This window comes from Escherichia sp. Lx600-2 (genome assembly GCF_036662595.1).
GTDB lineage: Bacteria > Pseudomonadota > Gammaproteobacteria > Enterobacterales > Enterobacteriaceae > Escherichia > Escherichia coli.
The window spans coordinates 1-1,047 of record NZ_JAYQWM010000239.1 but is presented as its reverse complement, the minus strand read 5'-3'; the positions used below and the strand labels follow the sequence as shown (position 1 = coordinate 1,047).

Sequence of the window (1,047 nt, the reverse complement as noted above, 5' to 3'; positions counted from 1 at the left end):
AACATCAACAAAGATTAAATTATCCAGAGGTTACTGTTGCGTCTGTGGTCGTAACAACATCCGACGTGGTGATGTGTCAAATGAGACACTCTGATGATCAGAGGGTTTATCGTGTATACGGATCGTGGATGGCAGAAAACGTTCAGGATCAGGTATCCATTTTAAACCAGATAATGAGTAAGTTTTCCCCATCCATGCCCCACGCGGTGAGATCGGATGTCATTAAAAAAGTCAGGTCAGCAGGTCAGTATGGGAAGGCGAACAACTCGCAGGAATGGGTGCGCTAAAGTTGCTGGATGATAAACATGGCGAACTGAAATCAATGCGTACCGCGCCAAATTATTTACGTCATGGTGTCGCCGGTCTGATTTTACGCCACATTTTGCAGGTCGCCCATGACAGATGCCTTAATCGCCTGAGTTTAGAAACGGGTACACAGGCTGGATTTACGGCCTGCCATCAACTTTCTTTGAAGCATGGTTTCGTTGATTGCGATCCGTTTGCTGATTATCAATTTGATCAACACAATCGATTTTTATCATTGACGCTATGCGAAAATAATGAATTGCCATGAGCCAGACGCAGCACATTCTTGCATTCGACGTGCTGCGCCTTTATTTATCACCAGCAGGAAACGCCTTGTCCATAGACGCCACTTCTACATGCGCCACAAGAAACCTCTATTCCAGTGACACAATTACGCCTAACTATTTAATTCTTACCATCTATTACGACCCTTTTGACTATGTCAGAATATTTATCATAATCAGCGGAATTCGTAACAATATATTTTCGCTGCGATATTTCATAGGTAATATCTGTCAAAGTCCACGGCATTAAAAACTCCTCTTTAATAGGATAACATTCTATAAAAAGTAATTTTAAATTGCTATGTATCGCAGGGACAACCTCAATATTATACTCGATACGTGCTTTCTCCAGATGATTTGGGAAGTATTGAATTTCTTTTGTCTTATTATCGCCACAATTAAACAGCTTAGTCATCTCAGGTATTGCTGGTATTTACCATATTTTATTGCGATAAAT

At 40.9% G+C, this 1,047-nt stretch carries 1 protein-coding gene and 2 pseudogenes; 2 read left to right on the top strand and 1 reads right to left on the bottom strand.

The window, feature by feature from the left end:
* Positions 1–287: hypothetical protein (locus OQV04_RS24765; RefSeq protein ID WP_442899673.1), on the top strand; the 287-nt coding region annotated here is incomplete at its 5' end.
* Positions 245–574 (top strand): annotated as a pseudogene (locus OQV04_RS24760) (GNAT family N-acetyltransferase); the annotation flags it as partial. The gene OQV04_RS24765 and the pseudogene OQV04_RS24760, both read left to right, overlap by 43 nt.
* Positions 575–711: 137 nt before the next feature.
* On the opposite strand, the pseudogene OQV04_RS24755 reads toward OQV04_RS24760, so the two are convergent.
* Positions 712–1,020 (bottom strand): annotated as a pseudogene (locus tag OQV04_RS24755) (leucine-rich repeat domain-containing protein); the annotation flags it as partial.
* Between the last annotated feature and the right edge of the window lie 27 nt (positions 1,021–1,047).